This is a genomic window from Pseudomonas sp. B34(2017) (genome assembly GCF_002112915.1).
GTDB classification, from domain to species: domain Bacteria; phylum Pseudomonadota; class Gammaproteobacteria; order Pseudomonadales; family Pseudomonadaceae; genus Aquipseudomonas; species Aquipseudomonas pharyngis.
Window position 1 is genome coordinate 374,176 of record NZ_NEJA01000005.1, and the last position, 25,746, is coordinate 399,921.

Genomic DNA, 25,746 nt, shown 5'->3' on the forward strand with positions numbered 1-25,746 from the left:
TGGGAGCGAGGGTGCCCGCTCCCGCAGATGTTCACTTGCCGGTGATCATCGGCAGGTTCAGCCCTTGTTCCTTGGCGCAGTCGATGGCGATCTGGTAACCGGCATCGGCGTGACGCATGACGCCGGTGCCCGGGTCGTTGTGCAGCACGCGAGCGATACGCTCGGCCGCTTCGTCAGTACCGTCGCAGACAATCACCATGCCCGAGTGCTGGGAGAAGCCCATGCCGACGCCGCCGCCGTGGTGCAGGGACACCCAGGTCGCACCGCTCGCGGTGTTCAGCAGCGCGTTGAGCAGCGGCCAGTCGGAGACGGCATCGGAGCCATCCTGCATCGACTCGGTTTCACGGTTCGGACTGGAGACCGAGCCGGAGTCGAGGTGGTCGCGACCGATCACGATCGGCGCCGACAGCTCGCCGCTGCGCACCATTTCGTTGAACGCCAGACCGAGCTTGGCGCGCAGGCCCAGGCCGACCCAGCAGATACGCGCCGGCAGACCCTGGAAGCTGATGCGCTCACGCGCCATGTCCAGCCAGTTGTGCAGGTGGGCGTCGTCCGGGATCAGCTCTTTGACTTTGGCGTCGGTCTTGTAGATGTCCTGCGGATCACCCGACAGTGCAGCCCAGCGGAACGGGCCGATGCCACGGCAGAACAGCGGACGGATGTAGGCCGGTACGAAGCCTGGGAAATCGAATGCGTTTTCGACGCCTTCTTCCTGAGCCATCTGACGGATGTTGTTGCCGTAGTCGAAGGTCGGCACGCCCATCTTCTGGAAGTCGAGCATGGCTTTGACGTGCACGGCCATCGATTGCTTGGCGGCCTTGACCACAGCGGCTGGCTCGGTCTTGGCGCGGGCGCGGTATTCGTCCCAGGTCCAGCCGGCCGGCAGGTAACCGTTGAGCGGGTCGTGGGCGCTGGTCTGGTCGGTGACCATGTCCGGGCGCACGCCGCGCTTGACCAGTTCCGGAAGGATTTCAGCGGCGTTGCCGCACAGGGCGATGGAAACCGCCTTGCCTTCGGAGGTGTATTTGGCGATGCGGGCCAGCGCGTCGTCGAGGTCTTTGGCCTGCTCGTCGACGTAGCGGGTCTTGAGGCGGAAATCGATGCTGATCTGCTGGCATTCGATGTTCAGCGAGCAGGCACCGGCGAGGGTCGCGGCCAGTGGCTGGGCGCCGCCCATGCCGCCGAGGCCGGCGGTCAGGACCCACTTGCCGGTGAGGTTGTCGTTGTAGTGCTGGCGACCGGCTTCAACGAAGGTTTCGTAGGTGCCCTGGACGATGCCCTGGCTGCCGATGTAGATCCAGCTGCCGGCGGTCATCTGGCCGTACATGGCCAGGCCTTTGGCGTCGAGTTCGTTGAAGTGTTCCCAGGTTGCCCAGTGCGGCACCAGGTTGGAGTTGGCGATCAGTACGCGCGGGGCGTTGCTGTGGGTCTTGAACACGCCGACAGGCTTGCCCGATTGCACCAGCAGGGTTTCGTCTTCGTTGAGATTGGTCAGGCTCTCGACGATCTTGTCGTAGCACTCCCAGTTACGCGCAGCGCGACCGATGCCACCGTAGACCACCAGTTCTTTCGGGTTCTCGGCGACTTCCGGGTCGAGGTTGTTCATCAGCATGCGCAGCGGCGCTTCGGTCAGCCAGCTCTTGGCGGTCAGCTTGTTGCCGCGGGCGGCACGGATTTCGACGTCACGAAACTTAGTGGTTTTGTTGTCAGTCACGAAAAAGACTCCTCAGCGATCAATTCAAACCAACCCTGGCAGTGGGCAAGCAGCCTGTGCGCCTCAGTGCGCGACAAGCGAATCAGTGGACGCTGCGGAGAGTCTCGATCGACTCATACGCATACGTCTTTACTTGTACATACAAGAATATGCAATCGAGCGGCCAACTTGTTGGAGGGCTGTTCAATAAAAATTCCGAACAGGGCTGCAGAGCGCCTGAATCAAGGGCTCTGGCGTCCATGAAATTTTTCGCGGGGTGGATAGAGGGTGGCGAGAGGTTGTTACGAAAGCGTGGTTCTGCGCCACGCTGGGGCGTTCGGTAACAAGTTGGTGCGCATTTCGGGAACGTCGGGACGAAAAAAAACCGCTGCTTTAAAAGCAGCGGTTTTTGATCGTTCCCACGCTCTGCGTGGGAATGCATTCCGTGACGCTCTGCGTCACAAAGCGGACGCGGAGCGTCCATGGCGGCATTCCCACGCGGAGCGTGGGAACGATCAGAAGGGAGGATCAGCGCGGGGACAGTTCGATCACGCAGCAGCCGGCATTGACGGCAATCTCCGTCAGCCCGGTGTTACCGTCCAGTTGCAGGCAGTCATGCCGGCCGAGTTGCGACGTACGGTCACCGACCGTGACCTCCAGCAGCTCGCTGACGCTGAAGATCAGCACGGTGCTCGCCGAACTGAAAAACCGCTGCTCGCCGTCCAGCCATTGCAGGCGTGCGCTGTAACGCTGGGGCGAGTAGATCAGGTTGAAGTCACGGATCGCGCCGCCGAGCAAAGTGCAGGACACCTGGCTTTCGCCGCTGAAGGCAAACGGGTCGAGGGGTAACAACGGCCGGGTATCGTCGCCGTCGACACACAGGGTCATGCCGTCACCCTGCAACACCGTGATGACCCGCTGGTAACCGGCGAAGGTCGAAAAGCCGCCGGATTCGGCGATGTCGGCAATCGACAGGCGCCAGCCAAAACCGTCGAGGCCGGCGCCGGCGTCACGGGTGATTTCCTCGGTGCTGCCGCCGCCGTTTTTCCACGGCATGCGCGGGTAGCCTTCAGCGCGTAAAACTTTCACTTCACTCATTTATGGAACCGACCTTCCAGACGATGACGGGAACCGGGGTGGATCAGGCGTGCCGCTGTCACCGGCTGACGACCCGACCACGTACGACGGCGGATCAGCAGGCACGGCTCGCCTTTTTCGATCTGCAGCAATTTGCATTCGGACGCTTCGGCAAGGATCGCTTCGACCACGTGCTCGCCTTCGGTCAGCGGCGCGACCTGGTTCAGATAGGCGTAAGGCGTTTGCAGGGTGAAGTCCTGCTTGAGGTATTCCGGGGCGACCAACGCATTGACGAAGCGGTCTTCGATTTGCACAGGAATGTCGTTTTCGTAATGCACGATCAGCGAGTGAAAGACCTTCTGCCCTTCGCGCATGTCCAGCGCCAGCGCGCGTTCGGAACCGGCAGCCTCTTCTTCCAGAGTGATTACCTGACAGGTGTGGCGATGGCCACGGGAGGCGATTTCGTCGGCGATGTTGTGCACTTCGAACAGCGCGGACTGGCTCTTCGGTTCAGCAACGAAAGTGCCGACGCCTTGCATGCGCACCAGCAGACCGTCGGCGGTCATTTCCCGCAGTGCGCGGTTGATGGTCATGCGGCTGAAGCCCAGTTGGCTGACCAGCTCGCTCTCCGACGGCACGCGGTAATGGGGCGGCCAGTTACCGCTGTCGATCTGCTGGGTGATCATCTGTTTGACGCGGGCGTACAAGGGCGCCGGACTGTCGCCCATGTTCGCGGCCAACGGGGAGACTGGAGGCGGAGTCGGCACGGTGGATCCCTGTTCATTGGATGAAAGTTGCTAGCTTGCCGGAGTTTACCGGGCAGGCAAACGTCTGTATATGTATATACAAATAACACACGATGGGGTGCTGAACCATGTCCGCCTTCTTTGCCGAACGCGCGCTGCTGCCTAACGGATGGGCCAACAATGTACGTCTCGAGGTCAGCGCCGATGGCGTTTTGACCCGAATCCAGGCCGATTCCACCGCAGATGGCGCCGAACGGTTGAGCGGTCCGCTGCTGCCGGGGATGCCGAATCTGCACTCCCACGCGTTCCAGCGAGCGATGGCGGGACTGGCGGAAGTGGCCGGCAATCCCAACGACAGTTTCTGGACCTGGCGCGATCTGATGTACCGGCTCGTCGGAAAAATCAGCCCCGACCAGCTCGGGGTGATTGCCCGTCAGCTGTACATCGAAATGCTCAAGGCCGGTTACACCTCGGTCGCCGAATTCCATTACGTCCACCACGATAACAACGGCCAGCCTTACGCCGACCCGGCCGAGCTGGCGTTACGCATCAGCCAGGCGGCCAGCTCGGCCGGCATCGGTCTGACGTTACTTCCCGTGCTCTACAGCCACAGCGGTTTCGGCGGCCAGACGCCGAACGAAGGCCAGCGCCGTTTCATCAACAGCACCGAAAACTACCTGAAGCTGCAATCGCGCCTGCAACCCCTGCTGGCGCAGCAAAAGGCGCAGTCGCTGGGCCTGTGCTTCCACTCGTTGCGCGCGGTCACACCGCAACAGATCAGCGAAGTACTGGCGGCCAGCGACCAGCAATGCCCGGTGCACATCCACATCGCCGAGCAGCAGAAGGAAGTCGATGACTGCCTGAGCTGGAGCGGTCGTCGCCCGCTGCAATGGCTGTACGAAAACACCGAAGTCGATCAGCGCTGGTGCCTGGTGCACGCGACCCACGCCAACCCGGAAGAAGTCACCCTGATGGCCAACAGTCGCGCCATCGCCGGCCTGTGCCTGACCACCGAGGCCAACCTCGGCGACGGGATTTTCCCGGCGGTGGATTTCCTCGCTCAAGGCGGGCGCATGGGCATCGGCTCCGACAGCCATGTGTCGTTGAGCGTGGTAGAGGAATTGCGTTGGCTGGAATACGGCCAGCGTCTGCGCGATCAACGGCGCAATCGCTTGTATGGCGCGGATCAGCCGATGGTCGGCCGTACGCTGTATGACGCGGCGCTGGACGGTGGCGCTCAGGCGCTGGGCCAGCCGATCGGCGCGCTGGAAGTCGGCAAGCGTGCCGACTGGATTGTGCTCGATGGCAGCGATCCCTATCTGGCCACGGCCAGCGGTGACGGGATTCTCAATCGCTGGCTGTTTGCCGGTGGCGATCGTCAGGTGCGCGACGTGCTGGTCAACGGTCAGTGGGTCGTGCGCGAGGGGCGACATGCCGGGGAGGAGGACAGCAATCGCGCCTTCACTCAGGTCCTGCGAGAGCTTTTGGGCTGACACAAAACCTCTGTTACTGATCGTTCCCACGCTCTGCGTGGGAATGCAGCCCGGGACGCTCCGCGTCCCAAAAGCGGACGCAGAGCGTCCATTGAGGCATTCCCACGCGGAGCGTGGGAACGATCAGAACAGGAGAAGTCAGTTGGACGTTTTGGCCATCTGCTGATCCGACGCCCGCCAGATCAGACGCGTGGTGTCATAACCCTGCTGGCGCGCCTTGCTCAGCAGTTCCTCACGCACCACACCGTTGACGGTCGGCGTGCGGGACAACAGCCACAGGTAGCGACGACTCGGGTCGCCCACGAGGGCGGTCTTGTAGTCATCGCTGACGTACAGCACCCAGTATTGACCCTTCGCCACACCCGGAATCAGGCGCGAGAACCAGGTATCGAACTCGACCCACAGCTTGTCGGTCTTGCCCGGCACCTGTGGATAAGCCGTGCCTTTGACCTCTTCCCACTTCCAGTCTGCCGTCAGACAGCGGTTGTACACCGCGATATTGCCGTCGGGCTTGAGCGAGTAACGGGCTTCGGATTGCGCGCAATTGCGCTGGAAGTACATCGGCAGACGCGCCAGCTCGTACCAGGTGCCCTGGTAACGCTTGAGATTGACACTGTTGACCGTCTTCGGCGCCAGCGGATCTTCACCGGACGTGGCGCAGCCAGCCAATACCAGGCCGGCAAAAAGGACAAGCAATAACCGCTTCATTGTTTTTCTCCCGTGGGCGCGAAGCCCCGGTTTACTTCAGGCCTTGGCCGGAAAACATCAGCACTTTGTCACCGGCGTACTGCACGCTGATAAAGCTGTTCTTGTCGCCCCAGGTGCAACTGGACATGCCCAGCGCGCCCGAGCAATCGGTGGGCTTGCCGAGCAGCGTCTCGACTTCGGCCTTGGCCATGCCGGCCGAGAGCTTCGAATAGTTTTCCTGATTGACCTTGCTGCATGCGGCCAACAGCACGCAAAACGACAGAAGGGCGATAGATCGCAGCGACATGGTGTAACTCCTGGAGCGGAAGGGGGATGGCCTGGCGCCAACCAGAAGCTTAGAAGAGAAAACCCCTGTCTGGTTCCCTGGCAGACCGGCTATTTGTTCGCCCGCTCGTCCGGCATTCATCGGTAAATCAGACACTTTGTGGGGCTATTGAGCATTTCGTCGACTTTCACAAAAGCCGCCTAATCTTTGGCGCGCCACGGTCGAAATAAGAGCAGCGCAAAGCCCGATAGTGTGGCAAATTGCCGCCCTTTCTTGACCAGCCCCTTCGCGGTAGCTCTCTTAATGACCAGAAACATGAAATTCAGCCACAAGATCTTGTTGGCTGCCGCCCTTGTGGTGGCCGTTGCATTCGCCTGTTTCATTTTGTTCAACGACTATCGCCAGCGCGAAGCCCTGCAAAGCAGCACCGAAGCGTCGATGCAGGAACTGGGCAGCCTGACCACCAGCAACATCCAGACCTGGCTGGAAAGCCGCATCCAGTTGCTGCAATCGATGGCGCAACAGGTTGTCGCCGACGGCAACGCCCCGGCCAGCCTGAAACGCATCATCGACCTGCCCGCCTACACCGGCAATTTCCAGCTCAGCTACTTCGGCGGCGCCGACGGTGTGATGTTCTCGGTCCCGGCCGGCAACCGCGCACCGGATTACGATCCGCGCGCCCGTGGCTGGTACAAGGCCGCCAAGGCTGCGCAACAGACCATCGTCACCGAACCGTACATCGCCGCCTCGTCGGGCAAACTGGTCATCACCGTCGCCACCCCGGTGCAGCGCCAGGGCCAGATGATCGGTGTGGCCGGCGCCGACATTGACCTGTCGAGCGTCAGTGCGATCATCAACTCGCTGAACTTCGGCGGCCACGGTCACGCGTTCATCGTCGGTGCCGACGGCAAGATCCTGATCCACCCGGACAGCAAGCTGGTGCTCAAGACCCTGGCCGAGGCCTACCCCAACGGCGCGCCGAAAGTCAGCCCGGGTCTGAAAGAAGTCGAGTTCGACGGCAAGACCCAACTGATCTCCTTCACCCGCGTCAACGGCGTGCCGTCGGCCGACTGGTACGTGGCGCTGGTGCTGGACAAGGACACCGCGTTCTCGATGCTCAGCGAATTCCGCACCTCGGCGCTGATCGCGATGGTCATTGCCGTAGTGATCATCATCGCCCTGCTCGGCATGCTGATCCGCGTCCTGATGCAGCCGCTGCTGACCATGGGCCGCGCCATGCACGATATCGCCGAAGGCGAAGGTGACCTGACCAAACGCCTGACCATTCACGGCAACGATGAGTTCGGCGCACTGGGCACCTCTTTCAACCGTTTCGTCGAGCGCATCCACACTTCCATCCGCGAAGTGTCGTCGGCCACCGGCCAGGTCAACGAAGTCGCCCTGCGCGTGGTCGCGGCGTCGAACTCGTCGATGTTCAACTCCGACCAACAGGCCTCGCGCACCAACAGCGTGGCCGCCGCGATCAACCAGCTCGGCGCCGCCGCCCAGGAAATCGCCCAGAACGCCGCCCTCGCCTCGCAACATTCCAGCGATGCGCGCAGCCTGGCCGAAGACGGCCAGCAGGTGGTGGATAAAACCATCCACGCCATGCAACAGCTGTCGGCGAAGATCAGCGACTCCTGCGGCAACATCGAAACCCTGAACAGCAACACCGTGAACATCGGGCAGATTCTGGAAGTGATCACCAGCATCTCCCAGCAGACCAACCTGCTGGCGCTCAACGCCGCGATCGAAGCGGCCCGTGCCGGTGAGGCCGGTCGCGGTTTCGCCGTGGTCGCCGACGAAGTCCGTAACCTGGCGCACCGCACCCAGGATTCGGCGCAGCAAGTGCAGAAGATGATCGAAGAACTGCAGGTCGGCGCACGTCAGGCGGTCGGCATCATGACCGAGAGCCAGCGCGAGAGCGAAAGCAGCGTCGGCATCGCCAACCAGGCCGGCGAACGCCTGGGCAGCGTGACCCAGCGCATCGGCGAGATCGACGGCATGAACCAGTCGGTGGCGACCGCGACGGAAGAGCAGACGGCGGTGGTCGAGTCGATCAACGTTGATATCAACGAGATCAACACGCTGAACCAGGAAGGTGTGGAGAACTTGCAGGCGACTTTGCGGGCTTGTGCGGATCTGGAGCAGCAGGCTGCGCGGTTGAAGCAGTTGGTTGGCAGCTTCCGAATCTAAGTCGTTCGAAGCCGTCTTCGCGCTTGAACCCGCGAAGACGGAACAACGCTAGACACGCTTGTCACCTCAGACTGACTCAGGACTGAATTAAGACTAAACTCAGTCCTAGTCCACTCAGCGAGGCGCAGCCCGTGAAGCTTTCATCCCAGATCAAACCCATCAGCTACCTGAAAAGCCATACCGCCGAAATCGTCAAAACGATTAGCGAAAGCCGTGAGCCGCTGGTGATTACCCAGAACGGCGAAGCGAAGCTTGTAGTCATGGACGTCAAAAGTTTTGAAGAGCAGGAAGAAACAATGGCTCTGCTCAAACTGCTTGCCATGGGAAATCGAGAAATTGAGGAAGGCAAGTACAGGGACGTTGAAGACGTTTTCGCAGAGTTGGACAGGATCGACCCCCAATGAGTTTGAAGGTCGTTATTCTTCAGTCCGCCGAAACAGATCTCAAAGATCTTCGCACCTACCTCATCAAACAGTTCTCACCTCAAACCTGGCATAGCACTTATGCCAGCTTGAAGATCGCTATTCGCAGTCTCGCATCCTTACCCTATTCAGGTTCCATTCCCGAAGAAATAGAAAGGCTGAACCTTGGTCAATATCGACAAGTCATCTCTGGCTTGAATCGCATCATTTATGAAGTCCGAGAGCAAACCATCTATATCCATATCATCGCCGATACGAGAAAAAACCTGCCTGCACTCTTGATGAAGCGTTTGCTTCAAGGCAATCCGTGAGTCTGATGCAGCTTCAGAAACTCGACCCCGGCTGCGAAAGAAACTCCAGCTCCTCAACCGTAGACTCCCGCCCCAACACCGCATTGCGATGCGGAAACCGTCCAAACCGCGCAATCACCTTCTGATGCCGCTCGGCATAATCCAGGTTGTCGGCAAACACCCCACGCTCCGCCTCCGGCTGCTCAGCCACCAGTTCGATGAATCGCGAGACCGCTTCATTCTGCACCGCGAGGTTTTCGCAGTGTTCGAAGACGAGGTAAATGAAGAGTCGCTGGATCGGTTTCAACTGCCGATCGAAGTCTGCGGCAATCCCCTGAGCCACCAGTTTCTGTGCCCGTAGATCACCGGAAAAAGCCTTGGGCGTATCGCGAAAGATCATTCGCGGGAGTTGGTCGAGCAGCAGCACCAGCGCCAGCCAACCTTCGGGATGTTGCGTCCACTCGGTCAATTCGCCAGCGAGGGCCTGATCGACAAAGACCCCGAAACGCTCACGCGCTTCGAGGTCCTGGCTGTCTTTCTTGCCAAACCACAACTTGCCCTTTTCAGCCGTTACATCCTTTGCCGATTCGGCATGACCGAACCACCAATCGAGCAACGGCTGCCAGGGCGCGGTCATGGTTTATTCCTTGTGGTAAGCCGTGGCGCGGGCGACTTCTTCTTTCGAGCCGAGGAACACCGCTACGCGCTGGTGCAGGCCTTCAGGCTGAATATCGAGGATGCGCTGGTGGCCGTCGGTGGAAGCGCCGCCCGCCTGTTCCACCAGGAACGACATCGGGTTGGCTTCGTACATCAGGCGCAGTTTGCCCGGTTTGGACGGCTCGCGGCTGTCGCGCGGGTACATGAACAGACCGCCACGGGTCAGGATGCGGTGTACGTCGGCAACCATCGCCGCGACCCAACGCATGTTGTAGTTCTTTTTCAGCGGGCCTTCTTCACCGGCCAGCAGTTCCGAAACGTAGCGCTGTACCGGGGCTTCCCAGTGACGCTGGTTGGACATGTTGATGGCGAATTCCTGGGTGGATTCAGGAATGGTGATGTCTTCGTGGGTCAGGACGAAGCTGCCCATTTCGCGGTCCAGGGTGAAGCCTTTGACGCCGTGGCCCAGGGTCAGCACCAGCATGGTTTGCGGGCCGTAGATCGCATAACCGGCGGCAACCTGCTGAGTGCCTGGCTGCAGGAAGGCCTTTTCATCCAGCGCTTCGTTCTGGCTCAGGTATTCGTTCGGGCAACGCAGCACGGAGAAGATAGTGCCGACCGGGGCGTTGATGTCGATGTTCGACGAACCGTCCAGCGGGTCGAATACCAGCAGGTAGGCGCCTTTCGGGTATTTGCCCGGGATCTGGTAGGCATTGTCCATTTCTTCGGACGCCATGCCGGCCAGGTGACCGCCCCACTCGTTGGCTTCGAGCAGGATTTCGTTCGACAGCACGTCGAGCTTCTTCTGCACTTCGCCTTGCACGTTTTCCGTGCCCATGCTGCCCAGAACACCGCCCAGGGCGCCTTTGGACACGGCGTGGCTGATCTCTTTACAGGCGCGCGCCACCACTTCGATCAGGAAACGCAGATCGGCAGGAGTGTTGTTGCTGCGGGTCTGCTCAATCAAATAGCGACTCAGGGTAACGCGGGACATGGACGGCTCCGGTGGAATGGGGGGCTAAAAACCCGCGCAGTTTACAGGGAGTCTGAAACCGTAGCGAGCAATGACGCCGGTAACGTGCGTCGGGTGCAATTCCTGCTATCAGACGTGATCGAACCGAGAGAGTTCAGGCACCGGATTCAGCGTAGATGCAAACCCGACGGGTGTGGAGGTCACACCCGTCATATTCAGGACTTGGCCGACGGCTTGCGCAGCAGGCTGAAGGCCATCGCCGCCAGAAACAGCACACTGAGCAGCAACACCGCCCACAGGCCGAACTTCTTCCAGTTGGTGTCCGCCGTGGCCGAGGTGGTGGCCGTCGAAGTCTGGGTCGCCAGCGCTTCGCCCTGCACCGTGGCCTTGCCCAGCGTGGCCAGTTTCTCCGGTTTGAAATCGGGGATCAGCGTGGTCAGCGGCAGGTTCGCCGTTTTCACGGTCGGATTGCCCAGCGCCAGGCGGTACGGCCCTTCGCCGCGCGCGAGGAAGATCACCTGAGTGGCGCGCACCGCGTATTTCACGCTCGGCGCCTGCTCGCCGAGACCGCCGCCGCGCTCGTCGACCGTCAGTTTCAACTGCTGCACGGTCTGCCCGTACAGCTGCAATTCGTTCTGCACCACGTCCTGGCCATTCTGGGTAAGACGATAGAGCAAGCCGCTGCTCAGCGGTTGCCACGGCAGGCTGCTTTCGCGACGCCCCGACAACGTCACCGGCGCGAGGCTGTTGGCCTGTTTCAGTTCGACCTGCACACGCTCGATGTTCAGCCCCATCGGCAACTGCCAGGTGTATTCGCCGGGCTTGCCGCTGCTGCCGGCCAGTGCCGGCGACCAGACCAATGGCAGCGGCAGGTTGCGCGGGTCGCTGCTTTTCAGTTGCGCCGACGTCAGGACCGGCGCCGAGGCCGGCGAATCCCACAGCAGACGCAGATACCGCGCCGATTGCCCGGGCAGCGCCACTTCATGCTGCTCGACCCGTTCGTCGGCAAAGGTCAGGCGCGCCACCTGACCTTCGCCCCAGGCCTGCCAGTGCTGCAAGTCGTCGCTGGCCTCGATGCTGAAACGCTGGAAGCCGTCGCGCTCGCTGGTCCAGTCGAGGATCAGTTGCTGCAACGGCGCTTTGATAGCACTGGCGTCGAGCAGCCAGCCACGCAGCACTTCTTCACCGGCTTCGAGCTGGCTGGACGGCTGCACCTCCACCAGCGTGCCGGTGGTGGATTGCACGCGCACACTCGGCGCGCGCTCGGTGGCATCCGCCGAGTTGTACAGCGGGAACCACTTCACCTCATGCAACTGGCCGTCATCGCGGGTCTGCGCTGACTCCCGGGCCAGCGCGTAGGCCTGTGGCTCTCCGGCGGCGTTGAACACCCGCAGGTCGCTGAGATCAGTCTGGCGCGCCTGCAACTGCACGCTCAGCGGCAGTTCGAGGCGATACCACGGGCCGGAACCGCTGACCGACAACGGCACCTGCGCGGCGAAGTCCGCCGGTTTTTCCTGGGCGCCGGCCGTCATGGCCACGCCCAGCAACAGCCACCCGAGATTAAGCTTGCGACTCAAGACGACACTCCTTCGGTTTCCGGGGCCGGTTGGTCCGACACCGGTGCAGCTTCAACGCGTTTGGGCGGCAGCGGCGCAAAGTAACCCACCACCAGCAGCAACACGCCGACGCCGATGAACGAGACGATCCGGGCCAGTCCGCCACGGTTGCTCAATTCGACAAAAATCAGTTTGGCCACCACCAGCGCAATCAGCGCCGCGCCGATCAGCCACACTTCACGGCGATGGCGCAGGTGCCCGCCGATCATCAGCCCGAGCGCCATCAGCGTCCAGACGATGGACAAGCCGGCCTGCACCAGCATCGAGTCGAGCAGCAGATCCAGCTCGAACGGAATCCCCGCCCAATGGTGCGCAGCACGGGTCACCAGCGCGGTGCAGAACGCGAACAGCGAAACACCGGCAATCAGTTGAGTCGCGTAAGCCGCGTAATCCTGGCGGATCGACAGCTCGGCCACGGCGCTGCGCGACCAGACGTAGACACCGAACAGCGCAAACAGCAGACCCAATTCCAGCGGGTTGAGCAGCGGCACATAAGGCAGCGGTTCGGCATTGCCATCGCTGACGCCATTGGCCAGCCAGAACCAGACCAGCATCAGCACCGCCAGCGGCGCCGCCGCATACAAACGGTATTGGCGAGGGAACGCTGCCACCGGCCATGGCCACTGACGCGGTGCGGCCATCAGCAACAGATACACGCTCGGCAGAATCGCCCAGCCCAGCCAGCGCCAGGCGTTGTACTGCTCGGACAACAGCAGCAGTCCGTAGCGCAATTCCAGCGCCAGCACGCCGATCAGCAGCCAGCAACCGAGCACATGGGCCGTGCTCAAGGCCCGCGCCAGCAACATCGGTGCCAGACGTCGCAGGCTGATGAAATGCACAACGAACACCGCCGCCCACGCCAACCAGCCGAAATCCGCCGCCGGGTGATAACGCGAATGCCACGAGACCAGCAACACCAGCCCGGCCACCGGAATCAGCAAGGTGCAGAGTAGACCGAGCGACGGCCATTTCAGGCGCAAGGCCAACACCGCCCACAACGCGACCATCAACGCGGCGACCAGCAGCAATAGCGATTTTTCCAGATTCACCGGCGCAAACCGCATCACTTCGCTGAACCACGCCAGCGCCCACCAACCGGCGCCCCACACCAGCAACACGTCGGACAGTCGCTGCAGGCTCAGCACATCGAACGCCGAAGCGTGATTGCCCAATTGCAGGCGCCACGCCCCGATCATCGCCGCCAGACCCAGCACCAGCGGCGTCCAGAATCCGCCATGGGCCAGCGGTCGCAGCCCCTCGCTGGACAGCGGCCCCAACAACTCGGGGCCGGCAAGCAGAAACGCCGCGCCGCCGATCAGTTGCAACAGCAGACCGAACACAAAACTCACGCGCTGCTTGAGGTACAGACTGAGCCAGATGATCAGCAAACCACTGGCCGCCCACACCGCACTCGCGGTCTGCCATGGCAGCACGAACAACACCGCCAGATTGATCAGCACCAGACCCGCCAGCAGCACCACCGACAACCCGCGCAGCAGACGAACATCGCTGCGCACCATCTCGTCGCGCGCCGCCAGCAGCATGCCGGCGATCAACGCCAGACCGATCAACGAGGCGCTGAGCAGACCGCTCCAACCGGCGCTGAACACGGCCGCCGAATCCTCGCCCGCCCCTTGCAGGCGTAACAGGAACAACGCCCCGCCGAGCAGTTGCACGGCAAACGCGGTGAACAGGAACGTGCGCGATTGCAGGCGCAAGCCGACGAACAAGGTCGCCAGCCCGGCCAATGCCCAACTGATCGCCGTGCCCTGAATGAAGAAGAACAGCGGCGCCAGCAGATACAGGAAGGTCAGCCCCAGGCACGCCAGCACTGGCAAGCCCTGACGCTCCCACAGCGAGGTTTGCTCCGGCGACGCCTTGCGCAATTGATAGAAGCTGAACAACAACGCCGCGCCGAGCATCAATGCCCCCAGCGGCGCGCCGTCGAGGAGGCTGCTTTCGCCGACACGTAACTGGCTGAGAAACGCCAGCGCCGAACCCAGTTGCAGCAGCAATGCGAAGGCCCGTGCCAACGGCCGTTGCTGACGCAAACCGAGCCAGAAAATCCCCGCGCCCTCCACCGCCCAGGCCGCGGACGTCCAGCGCGCATCCAGCCCCAGCGGAATCGCCAGGCTGGCGAAAATCACCCCGAGCGCCAGGCAAGTCTCGCCCAGCAACATCGCCCGACCGCCCATCAGCACTTTGGCCAGGGCCATGTAGATCATGCCCAGCGCCAGCGCACTGAACGCGGCAGCGAATTCCAGATGCTGGACCAGCGCGAATTGCAGGCCGAAACCCACCAGCGGCGGACCGAACAGCATCGTCCCGTCGACGTAATCGCCCTTGCGCGCCGACCAGTGCAGCAGCGCCTGGCGATCGTTGTCCGCCGGCGCATCCGGCATGTCCAGCAACTTGCGTCGGGCGAACAACAGGCCGATGGCCAGGTACATCAGGAAGAACAGCATCAGGAACGGTTCGGTGCTCCACAGCAGTTCCGGCGTGTACGAACGCAAGCCCCAGGCGAAACCGATGCCGAAGGTCCCAACGAAGCCGATCAGGTTGAGCAGACGCCAGGCCTTGAACCAGGCGATGGCCAGAATGCCGGCGTTGAGCAGCGCGAAATAACTGAACAGCGCGACGTGGTTGCCGGCGCCGGTGGAGGTCAGAATCGGCGCGGCGAAACCGCCCAGTGCGGCGACGCAGGCCAGGGCGAGGGAATCCTGGGTGATGGCCAGAATGGCCGAAAACACCGTCACCGCCACCAGCAAGCCCAGCGCAGCAGACGGATCGAGCAGCGGGTGCAAACGCATCGCCGCAAACACCGTCAGGTACAACACCGCGATCCCGGTGCCTTGCAGCATCAAGGCGTAGCTGCTGTTGCGATGGCGCAACCACCAACCCAGCGCCAGCAAGCCCAGCGCTGCCGCCGCGACCCCGGCGTAACGCAATTCGATCGGCACCACCATGCCTTCGGTGGCGTAGCGCAGCAGAAAGGCCAGACCGAAGAACAACAGCACCACGCCGACCCGCAGCACGGTGTTGCCACCGAACAGCCAGTTGCGCGCAGCGCTGATGCCGCGCTCGATGAGGTTCGGGCCACGAGGTTCGGCGGGTTGTCGGGGTTCAGGTTCAGGCGTAACGGCGTCCAGACGCCAGACATCGACCGGCAGCGGCTGACTGGATTCGCTGGCGGCGACGGCAACAGGTTCGAGTTCGGGTGGCAGTTCCCAGACCAGCTCGGGTTCAGCGGCAGAGGGTTGTTCAACTACCGTGACGGGCTCAACGACCGTTGCGCTGGCCGGGGCGACACTCGGTGGCGCTGGCGAATGCGCTGGAGCACCCTCCAGCAGAAACAGTCGCTGCTCGACGCCCTGCAATGCGATCTTCGCGTGATCCAGCTGACGCTGTTGCTCGGCGGCTTGTGAACCGAGCCGCGCGATACGCATCGCCTGGCCGATGGCGAGCCCCAGCAACGCGCCCAACAGCGCATCGCTGAACGACTCGTCGAGCAGCCAGCCGAGCAGCAGCCCGATCAACATGAACATCCATTGCATGGTCGATATCCCTGAGCAGCCCCGTGGCGGGGCGGAACCAAGGCTCAGTATATCGGCCCGGCCCAACAATCGTGGGGCCGGGCGCACATTTGTCGCTAAAAGTTACTCCAGTGCCTTCCAGATATCCGTGGCGTACTCGCGGATCGTCCGGTCGGAGGAGAACCAGCCCATGCGCGAGGTGTTCAGCACCGCCGAGCGCCACCAGTTATTGGCGTCGTGCCAGAGCGCATCGACGCGCATCTGCGCCTCCCAGTAGGAGTCGAAATCGGCGCAGACGAAGAACCGGTCGTAATCCACCAGCGAATCGATCAGCCCGGTGTAGCGCGATGTGTCGTCCGGCGAAAACACCCCGCTGCGAATCGCCTGCAACACATCGTTGAGGCGATGGGACGCGGCAATGTCCGGCACCGCGCTGAACTCGTGGTTCTGCTTGCGCGCTTCGACCTGCTGGGCACTGAGGCCAAAGATAAACATGTGCTCGGCGCCGATGCTCTCGCACATTTCCACGTTGGCACCGTCGAGGGTGCCGATGGTCAGCGCGCCGTTCAGGCCGAACTTCATGTTGCTGGTGCCCGAGGCTTCGAAACCGGCGGTGGAGATCTGCTCCGACAGGTCCGCCGCCGGAATGATGCTCTCCGCCAGGCTGACGTTGTAGTTGGGCAGGAACACCACTTTGAGCAGGCCACGCACGGTCGGGTCGTTGTTCACCACCCGGGCGATGTCGTTGGTCAGTTTGATGATCAGCTTGGCCTGGTGATAACTCGCCGCAGCCTTGCCGGCGAAGATTTTCACCCGTGGCACCCAGTCGATTTCCGGCTCGGCGCGGATCGCCTGATACAGCGCGACGGTGTGCATCAGGTTGAGCAACTGGCGCTTGTATTCGTGGATCCGTTTGACCTGCACGTCGAACATCGCCGCCGGGTTGACCGCGATCCCCAGCCGTTCATGGATCAGGTAAGCGAGGGCCTTTTTGCTGTGCAGACGCTGTTCGGCGAAGGCTTTGCGGAACGCTGGTTTTTCGGCGAACGGCTCAAGATCGAGCAGACGCTCTTCAGGGTTGTCCAGCACGTCGGCGCCAAGGGCATCGACCAACATCGACGTCAGTTCCGGGTTGGCCTGATACAGCCAGCGGCGGAAGGTGATGCCGTTGGTCTTGTTGTTGATCCGCTCCGGATACAGCTTGTGCAGCTCGGCAAATACGGTTTTGCGCATCAGTTGCGTGTGCAGCCCGGACACGCCGTTGACGCTGTGGGAACCGAGGAACGCGAGGTTGCCCATGCGCACCCGGCGGCCGTTGTCTTCCTCGATCAGCGACACCGCGCGCAGCACGTCGAAATCGTGAATGCCCTTGGCCCGCAGCGAATCGATGTGCTGGGCGTTGATCAGATAAATGATCTGCATGTGCCGTGGCAGCATGCGCTCCATCAGCCCCACCGGCCAGGTCTCCAGCGCTTCGGGCAGCAGCGTGTGGTTGGTGTACGACAGCGTATCGACGGTGACTTGCCACGCCGCGTCCCAGGCCACGTCATAGACGTCGACCAGTTGGCGCATCAGTTCGGCGACGGCGATCGAGGGGTGGGTGTCGTTGAGCTGGATTGCCGCGTGATCGCCGAGGGTCAACACCGAGGTGTGCATGTTGCGATGACGGCGCAGCAAGTCCTGAAGCGACGCAGCGACGAAGAAGTATTCCTGACGCAGGCGCAGTTCCTGCCCGGCTTCAGTGCTGTCCGCCGGGTAGAGGACGCGGGAGATACTTTCGGCCCGGGCCACTTCGGCGACGGCACCGAGATGGTCACCGGCGTTGAAGCGCTCCAGGTGCAGATCTTCCATGGCCCGGGCCCGCCACAGGCGCAAGGTGTTGACGCTCGCCCCGCGCCAGCCGACCACCGGGGTGTCGTAGGCAATCGCCCGGACGGTTTCCGCCGGGTGCCAGACTTGCCGGGACTTGCCGCTGGCGTCGGTGACTGTCTCGACGCTGCCGCCAAAGCCGATCGGATAGACCACCTCTGGCCGCTCGAACTCCCAGGGGTTGCCGAAATCCAGCCAGTGCTCGGTCTGTTCCTGCTGCCAGCCATCGACGATGGCCTGACGGAATAACCCGTGCTCATAACGAATGCCGTAGCCGTGGCCGGCGATGCCGAGGGTCGACATGCTTTCCATGAAGCATGCCGCCAGCCGTCCGAGGCCACCGTTGCCCAGCGCCGCATCCGGCTCCAGAATGCGGATGCGCTCGAGATCGACGCCCAGTTCGGTCAACGCTTCACGGGCGACGTCCAGCAAACCGAGGTTGCTCAGGCTGTCGTACAGCAAACGGCCGATGAGAAATTCCAGCGAGAGGTAATACACCCGCTTCTGGCCTTTGCGGTAAATCTGCCGGGTGTGGTCCATCCAGTGCTCGACCATGTGATCGCGCGCCGCCAGGGCGATGGCTTCGAACCAGTCATGGTCGAAGGCGTGATCCGGGTCTTTGCCCACCGCATAGGTGAGTTTGGTCAGGACGGCGTCGCGGAATGCGGCCACCTCTGCTTCGCGAACTAGTGGTTCTTGAGTCATCGATAGGACCTCGAGCGAGCGGGGAGTTGTCAGAGCCTAGACGGTCTGACCGACGGTAAGGGCTCTGGTTCGGCAGTTTTTACCGAGAGTGTGAGATCGACCGGCAATACTCTGGCGAATGCCTCAATGAATGCAGGGGCCGTGCCGAATTGTCGGACGATGTGCGCGCATGAAGAAAAAATCTGGCGAAAGGTTGTTCAAAAATCCACCAGTCCCGGTATGATCGCGCGCCCTGATGCACACGCCTGGTAAACACCGATGATGAAGCCCAACCTGATCGCCGCAGCCGAGATCGACCGTCTCGATACCTGGGCCAAATATTCGGCCCCGATGTGCGGCTCGTGCGTTTCCAGCTGCTGCACGCTGCCGGTCGAGGTCAAGATCAAGGATCTGGTGCGTATCGGTGTGGTCGACGAGTTCGAACTGGGCGACCCGCCGAAGAACATCGCCAAGCGTCTGCAAAAGGAAGGGCTGGTCGAGCGCTTCAACCAGAAGTCGGGGATTTTCACCCTGCAGCGCATGAGCAACAACGATTGCTACTACCTGGATCGTAAGAGCCGCCTGTGCACCATTTATGACAAGCGCCCGGACACCTGCCGCAACCACCCTAAGATCGGCCCGCGCCCGGGTTACTGCGCGTACAAGCCGAAGGAAGTGGAGCGGGTGCAGAACTCCCGTTCGATCGAGCGGTTCTGATCCCGACGCCTGATTGATCGTTCCCACGCTCTGCGTGGGAACGCAGCCCGGGACGCTCCGCGTCCCAAGAGCCGAACGCGGAGCGTCCGCTGAGGCATTCCCACGCAGACGGTTCGACGCCTCGAAGTGGGAACGAGACTTTCGAAAGCCAGACAAACAAAAACGCCCCCGGTCTCTCGACCGGGGGCGTTTTTTTCAGCCTTGGCTAAATCTTACGCCTTGGCTTTCTTGGCAGCGCGGGTACGCTCGCTTTCGTCCAGGATCTTCTTGCGAAGACGGATGGACTTAGGAGTCACTTCGCACAGCTCGTCTTCCTGGATGTATTCCAGAGCCTGTTCCAGGGTGAAGCGAACAGGTGGGACCAGAGCGATGGTTTCGTCTTTACCCGAAGCACGCATGTTGTCGAGCTTCTTGCCTTTGGTCGGGTTCACACCCAGGTCGTTGTCGCGGGAGTTCTGACCAACGATCTGACCGTTGTAGATCTCCTGGCCGTGTTCTACGAACAGCTTGCCACGAGCCTGCAGGGTTTCCAGGGAGTAGGTCAGTGCCTTGCCGGTTTCAACCGAAACCAGAACGCCGTTCTGACGGCCGGACATGTGGCCCGACTTCACTGGAGCGTAACGGTCGAAGATCGAGGTCAGGATGCCAGCACCGTTGGTCAGGGTCAGGAACTGGTTACGGAAACCGATCAGACCGCGAGCAGGGATGTTGTATTCCAGACGAACACGGCCCTTGCCATCCGGCACCATGTTGCTCAGGTCGCCTTTACGCAGACCCATCTCTTCCATGACCTTGCCCTGGGATTCTTCAGGGATGTCGATGGTCACGTTTTCGAACGGTTCCTGCTTCACGCCGTCAACTTCACGGATGATCACTTCAGGACGGCCCAGGGCCAGCTCGAAGCCTTCGCGACGCATGGTTTCGATCAGTACCGAGAGGTGCAGCTCACCACGGCCGGATACCTTGAACTTGTCAGCCGAGTCGCCTTCTTCAACGCGCAGTGCAACGTTGTACAGCAGCTCTTTGTCCAGACGATCCTTGATGTTACGGGAGGTCACGAACTTGCCTTCTTTACCGCAAAATGGCGAGTCGTTTACCTGGAAGGTCATGGAAACGGTTGGCTCGTCAACGGTCAGAGGCTTCATCGCCTCGACGTTGTTGATGTCGCACAGAGTGTCGGAGATGAACAGCTCGTCGAAACCGCTGATGCAGACGATGTCGCCAGCTGCAGCTTCTTCAACGTCAACGCGGTGCAGACCGTGGTGACCCATCAGCTTCAGGATACGACCGTTGCGGCGCTTGCCGTCGGCGCTGATAGCGACAACCGGGGTGTTCGGCTTGACGCGACCACGAGCGATACGGCCAACACCGATAACACCCAGGAAGCTGTTGTAGTCCAGCGCGGAGATCTGCATCTGGAACGGACCGTCACGATCAACAGCCGGAGGCGGAACGTGGTCGACTACCGCCTGGTACAGCGCGGTCATGTCTTCGCCCATGGCGGTGTGGTCCAGACCGGCGATGCCGTTCAGGGCCGAAGCGTAAACAACCTGGAAGTCCAGTTGTTCTTCGGTGGCGCCCAGGTTGTCGAACAGATCGAAGATCTGGTCCAGAACCCAGTCAGGACGCGCGCCCGGACGGTCAACCTTGTTGATGACCACGATTGGACGCAGGCCGGCTTCGAAAGCCTTCTTGGTCACGAAACGGGTTTGCGGCATAGGGCCGTCCTGGGCGTCGACCAGCAGCAGCACGGAGTCAACCATGGACATAACGCGCTCGACTTCGCCGCCGAAGTCGGCGTGGCCCGGGGTGTCCACGATGTTGATGTGGTAGCCGTTCCAGTTGATGGCGGTGTTTTTCGCCAGAATGGTAATGCCGCGCTCTTTTTCCTGGTCGTTGGAGTCCATCACGCGCTCGTCGTTGAGCTCGTTGCGCTCCAGGGTGCCGGATTGACGCAGGAGTTTGTCTACCAGGGTGGTCTTACCATGGTCAACGTGGGCAATGATGGCGATGTTGCGTAGATTTTCGATCACTTGTGTATCTCGATCAGAGGATTCGGTTTGCTGACAAGTCTTGGCAGCGATTGACAGTAGTGTCCGGCATGGCCGTTACAGCTTGACGGCGGTGTCGGGGGGCCGGTGACGCAGGCCACAGGCAAACAGCCCCGGGCACTTAGCTCGGTCGATAAACGCGCACATTGGCATGCCCCTCACTGAGCAAATGGTGAGCATGCAGGCGACTCATCACGCCTTTGTCGCAATACAGCAGGTACTGGCGAGTAGGGTCCAGTTCCTTGAAACGAGCGTTCACTGCGTAGAACGGCATCGTCTGTACCTCTATGCCGGCGAGCTCCAGCGGGTCATCCTCGGCGGCATCCGGATGACGGATGTCGATGACGATCTGACCGGCCAGCGCTTCGCTGACTTCTTCGATCTGCAAATCCTGGCCCAATTCGTCGATCACCCGATCGATCGGCACCAGTCTGGCGTTTGCGAGCGCACGCTCAAGCACCGCCATGTCGAATTCCTGCTCTTCGTGCTCGACCCGGCCACGCTTGGCGGCGGTCTTCGGGTTGACCGAGATGACGCCGCAGTATTCCGGCATGTGCCGGGCGAAATCACCGGTACCGATCTGGTCGGCCGTGTCGATGATGTCCTGCTTGTGGGCGACGATCAGCGGCCGCAGGACCAGTTTGTCGGTGACGCAATCGATGACCGACAGGTTCGGCAACGTCTGGCTCGATACCTGGGAAATCGCTTCGCCGGTGACCAGCGCATCGATGTGCAGGCGTTCGGCAATGCTCGACGCTGCGCGCAACATCATACGCTTCAATACGACGCCCATATGACTGTCGTCGACCTTGCCGAGAATTTCGCCCAAGACTTCTTCGAACGGAACACTGACAAATAGCACGCGTTGCGAGCTGCCGTACTTCTTCCAGATGAAATGCGCGACTTCCATTACGCCCAATTCGTGGGCACGACCGCCCAGATTGAAGAAGCAGAAGTGCGTCATCAGGCCGCGACGAAGGATCTGGTACGCGGCAACGGTCGAGTCAAATCCGCCGGACATCAGCACCAGCGTTTGCTCCAGCGCACCGAGCGGGTAGCCGCCGATGCCATTGTGCTGGCTGTGAATCACGAACAACCGTTTGTCGCGAACTTCGATACGGACTTCGATTTCCGGCTGTTTCAGGTCGATTCCGGCAGCGCCGCACTCACGGCGCAGCTTGCTGCCGACGTATTTTTCGACGTCCATCGAGCTGAACGCATGCTTGCCCGCACGCTTGCAGCGCACCGAAAAGATCTTCCCGGCCAATGCATCGCCGTAGTGCTGCTTGCACTTTTCGGTGATGTCGTCGAAGTCGCCCAGCGGGTACTCGTCGATCTGCAGAAAGTGCGCGATGCCCGGCATGCAGGTCAGGCGCTCGCCCATCTCTTTCAGGGCCTTGGGGTCGGTGACGCGGGTTTCCAGCTCGAGGTTGTCCCACACACCGTTCACCACCACGGCCGGGTCCAGGTCGCGGAGCACGGTGCGGATGTTCTTGGCCAGCTGGCGGATGAATTTCGTCCGGACAGGTCGGCTTTTGATGGTGATCTCGGGGAAGACTTTTACGATTAGTTTCATGAAAACAGCGCGCGCTGGGCCAGCCGAAAAAGGGGGGCGCGGATTATAGCGGAAATTGCTCAAGGTTTAACCAGTTAATGTGCAGAAGGTTTTGCACGCACCAAAACAGGTCATTTTACGATTTGAGCGCTACATTAAAGGGCGAGATTTTCGCCTTTAAGGCGCTTTCGACCTTTAGAAGCGTGAATTTGGGGCAAAAAACCCATGCTGGGGCACTGGCATGCAATTTGCTCCCTTGTGAGGCAGGTTGCCTTGGCAGAGTATTCGCGCCGGCATCACCACTATTAAGGGCATCCACTACCCGCCCTAATTCACCCGGAGGACACTATGTCGAAGTCGGTTCAACTCATCAAAGATCATGACGTCAAGTGGATTGATCTGCGCTTCACGGACACCAAAGGCACTCAGCACCACGTGACCATGCCGGCTCGCGATGCGCTGGAAGACGACTTCTTCGAAGTTGGCAAGATGTTCGACGGTTCCTCCATCGCTGGCTGGAAAGGCATCGAAGCCTCCGACATGATCCTGCTGCCGGACGACGAAACCGCCGTTCTGGACCCGTTCACCGAAGAGCCGACCCTGATTCTGGTCTGCGACATCATCGAACCTTCGACCATGCAAGGTTACGATCGCGACCCGCGCGCCATCGCCCGCCGCGCCGAGGAATACCTGAAGACCACCGGTATCGGTGACACCGTATTCGCCGGTCCAGAGCCTGAGTTCTTCATCTTCGACGAAGTGAAGTTCAAGTCCGACATCTCCGGTTCGATGTTCAAGATCTACTCCGAGCAAGGCTCGTGGATGTCCGACCAGGACGTGGAAGGCGGCAACAAAGGCCACCGTCCAGGCGTGAAAGGTGGCTACTTCCCGGTTCCGCCGTTCGACCACGACCACGAAATCCGTACCTCCATGTGCAACGCACTGGAAGAAATGGGCCTGACCGTTGAAGTTCACCACCACGAAGTGGCAACTGCCGGCCAGAACGAAATCGGCGTCAAGTTCAACACCCTGGTGAAGAAAGCCGACGAAACCCAGACCCTGAAATACGTTGTACACAACGTTGCCGACGCCTACGGCCGCACTGCGACCTTCATGCCGAAGCCGCTGTACGGCGACAACGGTTCGGGCATGCACGTTCACATGTCCATCTCCAAAGATGGCAAGAACACCTTCGCGGGTGAAGGTTATGCCGGCCTGTCCGACACCGCCCTGTACTTCATCGGCGGCATCATCAAGCACGGTAAGGCCCTGAACGGCTTCACCAACCCGGCCACCAACTCCTACAAGCGTCTGGTGCCAGGCTTCGAAGCTCCAGTGATGCTGGCCTACTCGGCTCGCAACCGTTCTGCCTCGATCCGTATTCCTTACGTCAACAGCCCTAAAGGCCGTCGTATCGAAGCCCGCTTCCCGGATCCGGCTGCCAACCCGTACCTGGCGTTCGCAGCGCTGCTGATGGCCGGTCTGGACGGTATCCAGAACAAGATCCACCCAGGCGATGCTGCCGACAAGAACCTGTACGACCTGCCGCCTGAAGAGGCGAAAGAGATCCCGCAAGTTTGCGGCAGCCTGAAAGAAGCCCTGGAAGAGCTGGACAAGGGCCGTGCGTTCCTGACCAAGGGCGGCGTGTTCTCCGACGACTTCATCGACGCTTACATCGCGCTGAAATCCGAAGAAGAAATCAAGGTCCGCACCTTCGTACACCCACTGGAATATGAGCTGTACTACAGCTGCTGATCCGGTAGCGCCGCGCTACGTGGCGTGACAAAAAGAGGCCTCCTTCGGGAGGCCTTTTTTGTGCCCGCAATTTATCGCCTCTGATCGTTCCCACGCTCTGCGTGGGAACGCCTCAAGGGATGCTCCGCGTCCGGTGACGCGGAGTGTCACGGGCTGCATTCCCACGCAGAGCCTGGGAACGATCAACCGAATAATCTCTGGATGTGTGCAGGGTTGGGCCAACCGTCGCGACTGGCCTATGCTGCAACCCATCGTTTTCGTTTCCGGTCGATTTCATGGGTCGCACCCTTCTCTGTATTTTGCTGCTGATCGCCCTGCCCGCTGCCGCGCAGATCTACAAGTACACCGATGCCAGCGGCAACACGGTGTACAGCGATCACGCGCCGGACGGCGTGCAGGCGCAGCCGGTGGAGTTGCCGCCGCTCAACAGCGTCCAGCCTCAGGCACCGAGCGCACCCTCTTCAGACACCCCCAGCCCTGCGCCAGCACGCAATGCCTATGAAGTGCTTGAGCTGACCGGCCTGCCCACCGAAGAGGCCCTGCGCGCCAACAACGGCACCTTCACAATCAGCGTGCTGATCAAGCCGCGCCTGCAACCGCCGCATCAATTGCGTCTGCTGCTGGATGATGCGCCTTATGGCCAGCCGAGCAATGTACCGATCCTGCAACTGGTGAACGTAGACCGGGGCGAGCATCGGCTCGCGGTGCAGGTGATCAATGGCGAGGCGATCATTCAGCAGAGTCCGGCGGTGGTGTTCACCGTGCAGCGGGTGCACAAGCCATGACACGGGGATTGATTGCCTTGTGCCTGTCGCTGATCGCGTCTGGCGCATCGGCCGAGGTGTTCACTTACGTCGATGCACAGGGCAATCGGGTCTACACCGATCAACCACGGGGCAACGCCAAGCGTGTACCGCTGGCCACCAGCAATCGCATGGCCTCGAACCCGACAGCTGCACCGGTCACGCCTTCGAACAAATCAGCAGAGCCGCCGCTGTTCCACTACGACATGCTGCGGGTGCTGATCCCTGAGCCGGACGCGACCATTCGCAGCAGCGCCGGAGAGCTGATCGTCAGCGTCACCAGCGAGCCGGGCCTGCAAAAAGGTCATTTGTATCGCCTGCTACTGGATGGCCAGGCCGTCGGCGAACCCGGCCTGAGCCCGGTGTTCCCGCTGAGCAACATCGATCGTGGCAGCCACAACCTGTCGGTGGAAATCCTCGACGCCCAAGGCCGGACCGTGGAGAAAACCGCCAACCAGCCGTTCCACATGCAGCGCATTTCCCTGGCACAGAAGCGTCAGGTCAAACCGTGCGTCAGCGCCGACTATGGCGTGCGCCCGGAATGCCCGCTGAAAGACAAACCCGCCGAACCGAAAAATCCTTTCCTGCGTTTCTTCTGACGTCGTTCAGCTTTGCGCACTATATTGGTGCAATACGCTGCACC

General features: G+C 61.2%; 20 protein-coding genes. 8 read left to right on the plus strand and 12 right to left on the minus strand.

Features of this window, described 5'->3' with window-relative positions; all coding sequences use genetic code 11:
* Nucleotides 1-31: 31 nt before the first annotated feature.
* The 3 genes from hutU to hutC form a co-directional block, all read right to left on the minus strand.
* Nucleotides 32-1,714 carry a urocanate hydratase gene (hutU, locus tag CAF80_RS18250; protein WP_039764719.1) on the minus strand — a complete coding sequence of 561 codons (1,683 nt, stop codon included), beginning with the start codon at nucleotides 1,712-1,714 and terminating at the stop codon, nucleotides 32-34.
* Nucleotides 1,715-2,221: 507 nt separating this feature from the next.
* Nucleotides 2,222-2,791: a HutD family protein gene (locus CAF80_RS18255; protein ID WP_074689532.1), complete on the minus strand. Its 570-nt coding sequence runs from the start codon at nucleotides 2,789-2,791 to the stop codon at nucleotides 2,222-2,224.
* On the minus strand, nucleotides 2,788-3,498 hold the full coding sequence (gene hutC / locus CAF80_RS18260; RefSeq protein ID WP_170844914.1) for a histidine utilization repressor: 711 nt from the start codon (nucleotides 3,496-3,498) through the stop codon (nucleotides 2,788-2,790). Before hutC ends, CAF80_RS18255 begins: the two co-directional genes overlap by 4 nt.
* A 146-nt stretch (nucleotides 3,499-3,644) precedes the next feature.
* Here hutC and CAF80_RS18265 point away from each other — a divergent pair, with 146 nt between their 5' ends.
* Nucleotides 3,645-5,009 (plus strand): formimidoylglutamate deiminase, encoded by a 1,365-nt coding sequence (locus CAF80_RS18265; RefSeq protein ID WP_085667683.1) that lies wholly within the window; start codon nucleotides 3,645-3,647, stop codon nucleotides 5,007-5,009.
* Nucleotides 5,010-5,147: 138 nt separating this feature from the next.
* Here the strand turns inward: CAF80_RS18265 and CAF80_RS18270 are convergent, their stop codons facing one another.
* Together CAF80_RS18270 and CAF80_RS18275 are read right to left on the minus strand one after the other, a co-directional pair.
* The gene (locus CAF80_RS18270; protein WP_039764712.1) at nucleotides 5,148-5,717 is read right to left on the minus strand and encodes a lipocalin family protein; all 570 of its coding nucleotides are present in this window, start codon (nucleotides 5,715-5,717) and stop codon (nucleotides 5,148-5,150) included.
* 31 nt (nucleotides 5,718-5,748) lie between these two features.
* Nucleotides 5,749-6,003: a hypothetical protein gene (locus CAF80_RS18275; RefSeq protein ID WP_007952486.1), complete on the minus strand. Its 255-nt coding sequence runs from the start codon at nucleotides 6,001-6,003 to the stop codon at nucleotides 5,749-5,751.
* A gap of 282 nt (nucleotides 6,004-6,285) precedes the next feature.
* Between CAF80_RS18275 and CAF80_RS18280 the strand changes: the two genes are divergently transcribed.
* The 3 genes from CAF80_RS18280 (at nucleotide 6,286) to CAF80_RS18290 (ending at nucleotide 8,911) form a co-directional block, all read left to right on the plus strand.
* Complete coding sequence (locus tag CAF80_RS18280) at nucleotides 6,286-8,178, plus strand: methyl-accepting chemotaxis protein (protein ID WP_218191735.1); 1,893 nt, start codon at nucleotides 6,286-6,288, stop codon at nucleotides 8,176-8,178.
* A gap of 131 nt (nucleotides 8,179-8,309) precedes the next feature.
* Nucleotides 8,310-8,582, plus strand: coding sequence for a type II toxin-antitoxin system Phd/YefM family antitoxin (locus CAF80_RS18285; RefSeq protein WP_039764708.1), 273 nt, complete (start codon nucleotides 8,310-8,312; stop codon nucleotides 8,580-8,582).
* Nucleotides 8,579-8,911 (plus strand): type II toxin-antitoxin system RelE/ParE family toxin, encoded by a 333-nt coding sequence (locus CAF80_RS18290; RefSeq protein WP_039764706.1) that lies wholly within the window; start codon nucleotides 8,579-8,581, stop codon nucleotides 8,909-8,911. The genes CAF80_RS18285 and CAF80_RS18290 overlap by 4 nt, the downstream gene beginning before the upstream one ends.
* A 13-nt stretch (nucleotides 8,912-8,924) precedes the next feature.
* Here the strand turns inward: CAF80_RS18290 and CAF80_RS18295 are convergent, their stop codons facing one another.
* The 5 genes from CAF80_RS18295 to CAF80_RS18315 form a co-directional block, all read right to left on the minus strand.
* The gene (locus CAF80_RS18295; RefSeq protein ID WP_085667681.1) at nucleotides 8,925-9,527 is read right to left on the minus strand and encodes a DUF924 family protein; all 603 of its coding nucleotides are present in this window, start codon (nucleotides 9,525-9,527) and stop codon (nucleotides 8,925-8,927) included.
* A 3-nt stretch (nucleotides 9,528-9,530) separates the two neighbouring features.
* Nucleotides 9,531-10,541: a class 1 fructose-bisphosphatase gene (locus CAF80_RS18300; RefSeq protein WP_085667680.1), complete on the minus strand. Its 1,011-nt coding sequence runs from the start codon at nucleotides 10,539-10,541 to the stop codon at nucleotides 9,531-9,533.
* A gap of 194 nt (nucleotides 10,542-10,735) precedes the next feature.
* Nucleotides 10,736-12,097: a DUF3999 domain-containing protein gene (locus CAF80_RS18305; RefSeq protein ID WP_085667679.1), complete on the minus strand. Its 1,362-nt coding sequence runs from the start codon at nucleotides 12,095-12,097 to the stop codon at nucleotides 10,736-10,738.
* Entirely contained in the window at nucleotides 12,094-15,690 is a 3,597-nt protein-coding gene (locus tag CAF80_RS18310; RefSeq protein WP_085667678.1) for a DUF2339 domain-containing protein, read from the minus strand. Before CAF80_RS18310 ends, CAF80_RS18305 begins: the two co-directional genes overlap by 4 nt.
* Nucleotides 15,691-15,792: 102 nt before the next feature.
* Nucleotides 15,793-18,243, minus strand: a complete 2,451-nt coding sequence (locus CAF80_RS18315; protein WP_039764697.1) for a glycogen/starch/alpha-glucan phosphorylase — start codon at nucleotides 18,241-18,243, stop codon at nucleotides 15,793-15,795.
* A 258-nt stretch (nucleotides 18,244-18,501) separates the two neighbouring features.
* On the opposite strand from CAF80_RS18315, the gene CAF80_RS18320 reads away from it, so the two are divergent.
* Nucleotides 18,502-18,939 carry a YkgJ family cysteine cluster protein gene (locus CAF80_RS18320; protein ID WP_007952500.1) on the plus strand — a complete coding sequence of 146 codons (438 nt, stop codon included), beginning with the start codon at nucleotides 18,502-18,504 and terminating at the stop codon, nucleotides 18,937-18,939.
* A 212-nt stretch (nucleotides 18,940-19,151) separates the two neighbouring features.
* On the opposite strand, the gene typA is transcribed toward CAF80_RS18320, so the two are convergent.
* Together typA and thiI are read right to left on the minus strand one after the other, a co-directional pair.
* Nucleotides 19,152-20,972: a translational GTPase TypA gene (gene typA, locus CAF80_RS18325; RefSeq protein ID WP_007952502.1), complete on the minus strand. Its 1,821-nt coding sequence runs from the start codon at nucleotides 20,970-20,972 to the stop codon at nucleotides 19,152-19,154.
* 139 nt (nucleotides 20,973-21,111) lie between these two features.
* On the minus strand, nucleotides 21,112-22,566 hold the full coding sequence (thiI, locus tag CAF80_RS18330) for a tRNA uracil 4-sulfurtransferase ThiI (RefSeq protein WP_011332034.1): 1,455 nt from the start codon (nucleotides 22,564-22,566) through the stop codon (nucleotides 21,112-21,114).
* A 327-nt stretch (nucleotides 22,567-22,893) separates the two neighbouring features.
* Here thiI and glnA point away from each other — a divergent pair, with 327 nt between their 5' ends.
* The 3 genes from glnA to CAF80_RS18350 all read left to right on the plus strand — a co-directional run bounded on the left by glnA (nucleotide 22,894) and on the right by CAF80_RS18350 (nucleotide 25,702).
* A complete protein-coding gene (gene glnA, locus CAF80_RS18340) occupies nucleotides 22,894-24,300 on the plus strand; it encodes a glutamate--ammonia ligase (RefSeq protein WP_011332032.1) in 1,407 nt (468 codons plus the stop codon).
* 275 nt (nucleotides 24,301-24,575) lie between these two features.
* Nucleotides 24,576-25,085 carry a DUF4124 domain-containing protein gene (locus CAF80_RS18345; RefSeq protein WP_085667677.1) on the plus strand — a complete coding sequence of 170 codons (510 nt, stop codon included), beginning with the start codon at nucleotides 24,576-24,578 and terminating at the stop codon, nucleotides 25,083-25,085.
* Nucleotides 25,082-25,702, plus strand: a complete 621-nt coding sequence (locus CAF80_RS18350) for a DUF4124 domain-containing protein (RefSeq protein ID WP_039764693.1) — start codon at nucleotides 25,082-25,084, stop codon at nucleotides 25,700-25,702. Before CAF80_RS18345 ends, CAF80_RS18350 begins: the two co-directional genes overlap by 4 nt.
* The last annotated feature ends 44 nt before the right edge of the window (nucleotides 25,703-25,746 follow it).

Excerpts from the sequence above, each read along its gene's own strand:
- CAF80_RS18255 (WP_074689532.1), bottom strand. The coding sequence starts at position 2,791 with ATGAGTGAAGTGAAAGTTTTACGCGCTGAAGGCTACCCGCGCATGCCG.
- hutC (WP_170844914.1), bottom strand. The coding sequence starts at position 3,498 with ATGGGCGACAGTCCGGCGCCCTTGTACGCCCGCGTCAAACAGATGATC.
- CAF80_RS18265 (WP_085667683.1), top strand. The coding sequence starts at position 3,645 with ATGTCCGCCTTCTTTGCCGAACGCGCGCTGCTGCCTAACGGATGGGCC.
- CAF80_RS18270 (WP_039764712.1), bottom strand. The coding sequence starts at position 5,717 with ATGAAGCGGTTATTGCTTGTCCTTTTTGCCGGCCTGGTATTGGCTGGC.
- CAF80_RS18275 (WP_007952486.1), bottom strand. The coding sequence starts at position 6,003 with ATGTCGCTGCGATCTATCGCCCTTCTGTCGTTTTGCGTGCTGTTGGCC.
- CAF80_RS18280 (WP_218191735.1), top strand. The coding sequence starts at position 6,286 with ATGACCAGAAACATGAAATTCAGCCACAAGATCTTGTTGGCTGCCGCC.
- CAF80_RS18290 (WP_039764706.1), top strand. The coding sequence starts at position 8,579 with ATGAGTTTGAAGGTCGTTATTCTTCAGTCCGCCGAAACAGATCTCAAA.
- CAF80_RS18295 (WP_085667681.1), bottom strand. The coding sequence starts at position 9,527 with ATGACCGCGCCCTGGCAGCCGTTGCTCGATTGGTGGTTCGGTCATGCC.
- CAF80_RS18300 (WP_085667680.1), bottom strand. The coding sequence starts at position 10,541 with ATGTCCCGCGTTACCCTGAGTCGCTATTTGATTGAGCAGACCCGCAGC.
- CAF80_RS18310 (WP_085667678.1), bottom strand. The coding sequence starts at position 15,690 with ATGCAATGGATGTTCATGTTGATCGGGCTGCTGCTCGGCTGGCTGCTC.
- CAF80_RS18315 (WP_039764697.1), bottom strand. The coding sequence starts at position 18,243 with ATGACTCAAGAACCACTAGTTCGCGAAGCAGAGGTGGCCGCATTCCGC.
- CAF80_RS18320 (WP_007952500.1), top strand. The coding sequence starts at position 18,502 with ATGATGAAGCCCAACCTGATCGCCGCAGCCGAGATCGACCGTCTCGAT.
- thiI (WP_011332034.1), bottom strand. The coding sequence starts at position 22,566 with ATGAAACTAATCGTAAAAGTCTTCCCCGAGATCACCATCAAAAGCCGA.
- glnA (WP_011332032.1), top strand. The coding sequence starts at position 22,894 with ATGTCGAAGTCGGTTCAACTCATCAAAGATCATGACGTCAAGTGGATT.
- CAF80_RS18345 (WP_085667677.1), top strand. The coding sequence starts at position 24,576 with ATGGGTCGCACCCTTCTCTGTATTTTGCTGCTGATCGCCCTGCCCGCT.
- CAF80_RS18350 (WP_039764693.1), top strand. The coding sequence starts at position 25,082 with ATGACACGGGGATTGATTGCCTTGTGCCTGTCGCTGATCGCGTCTGGC.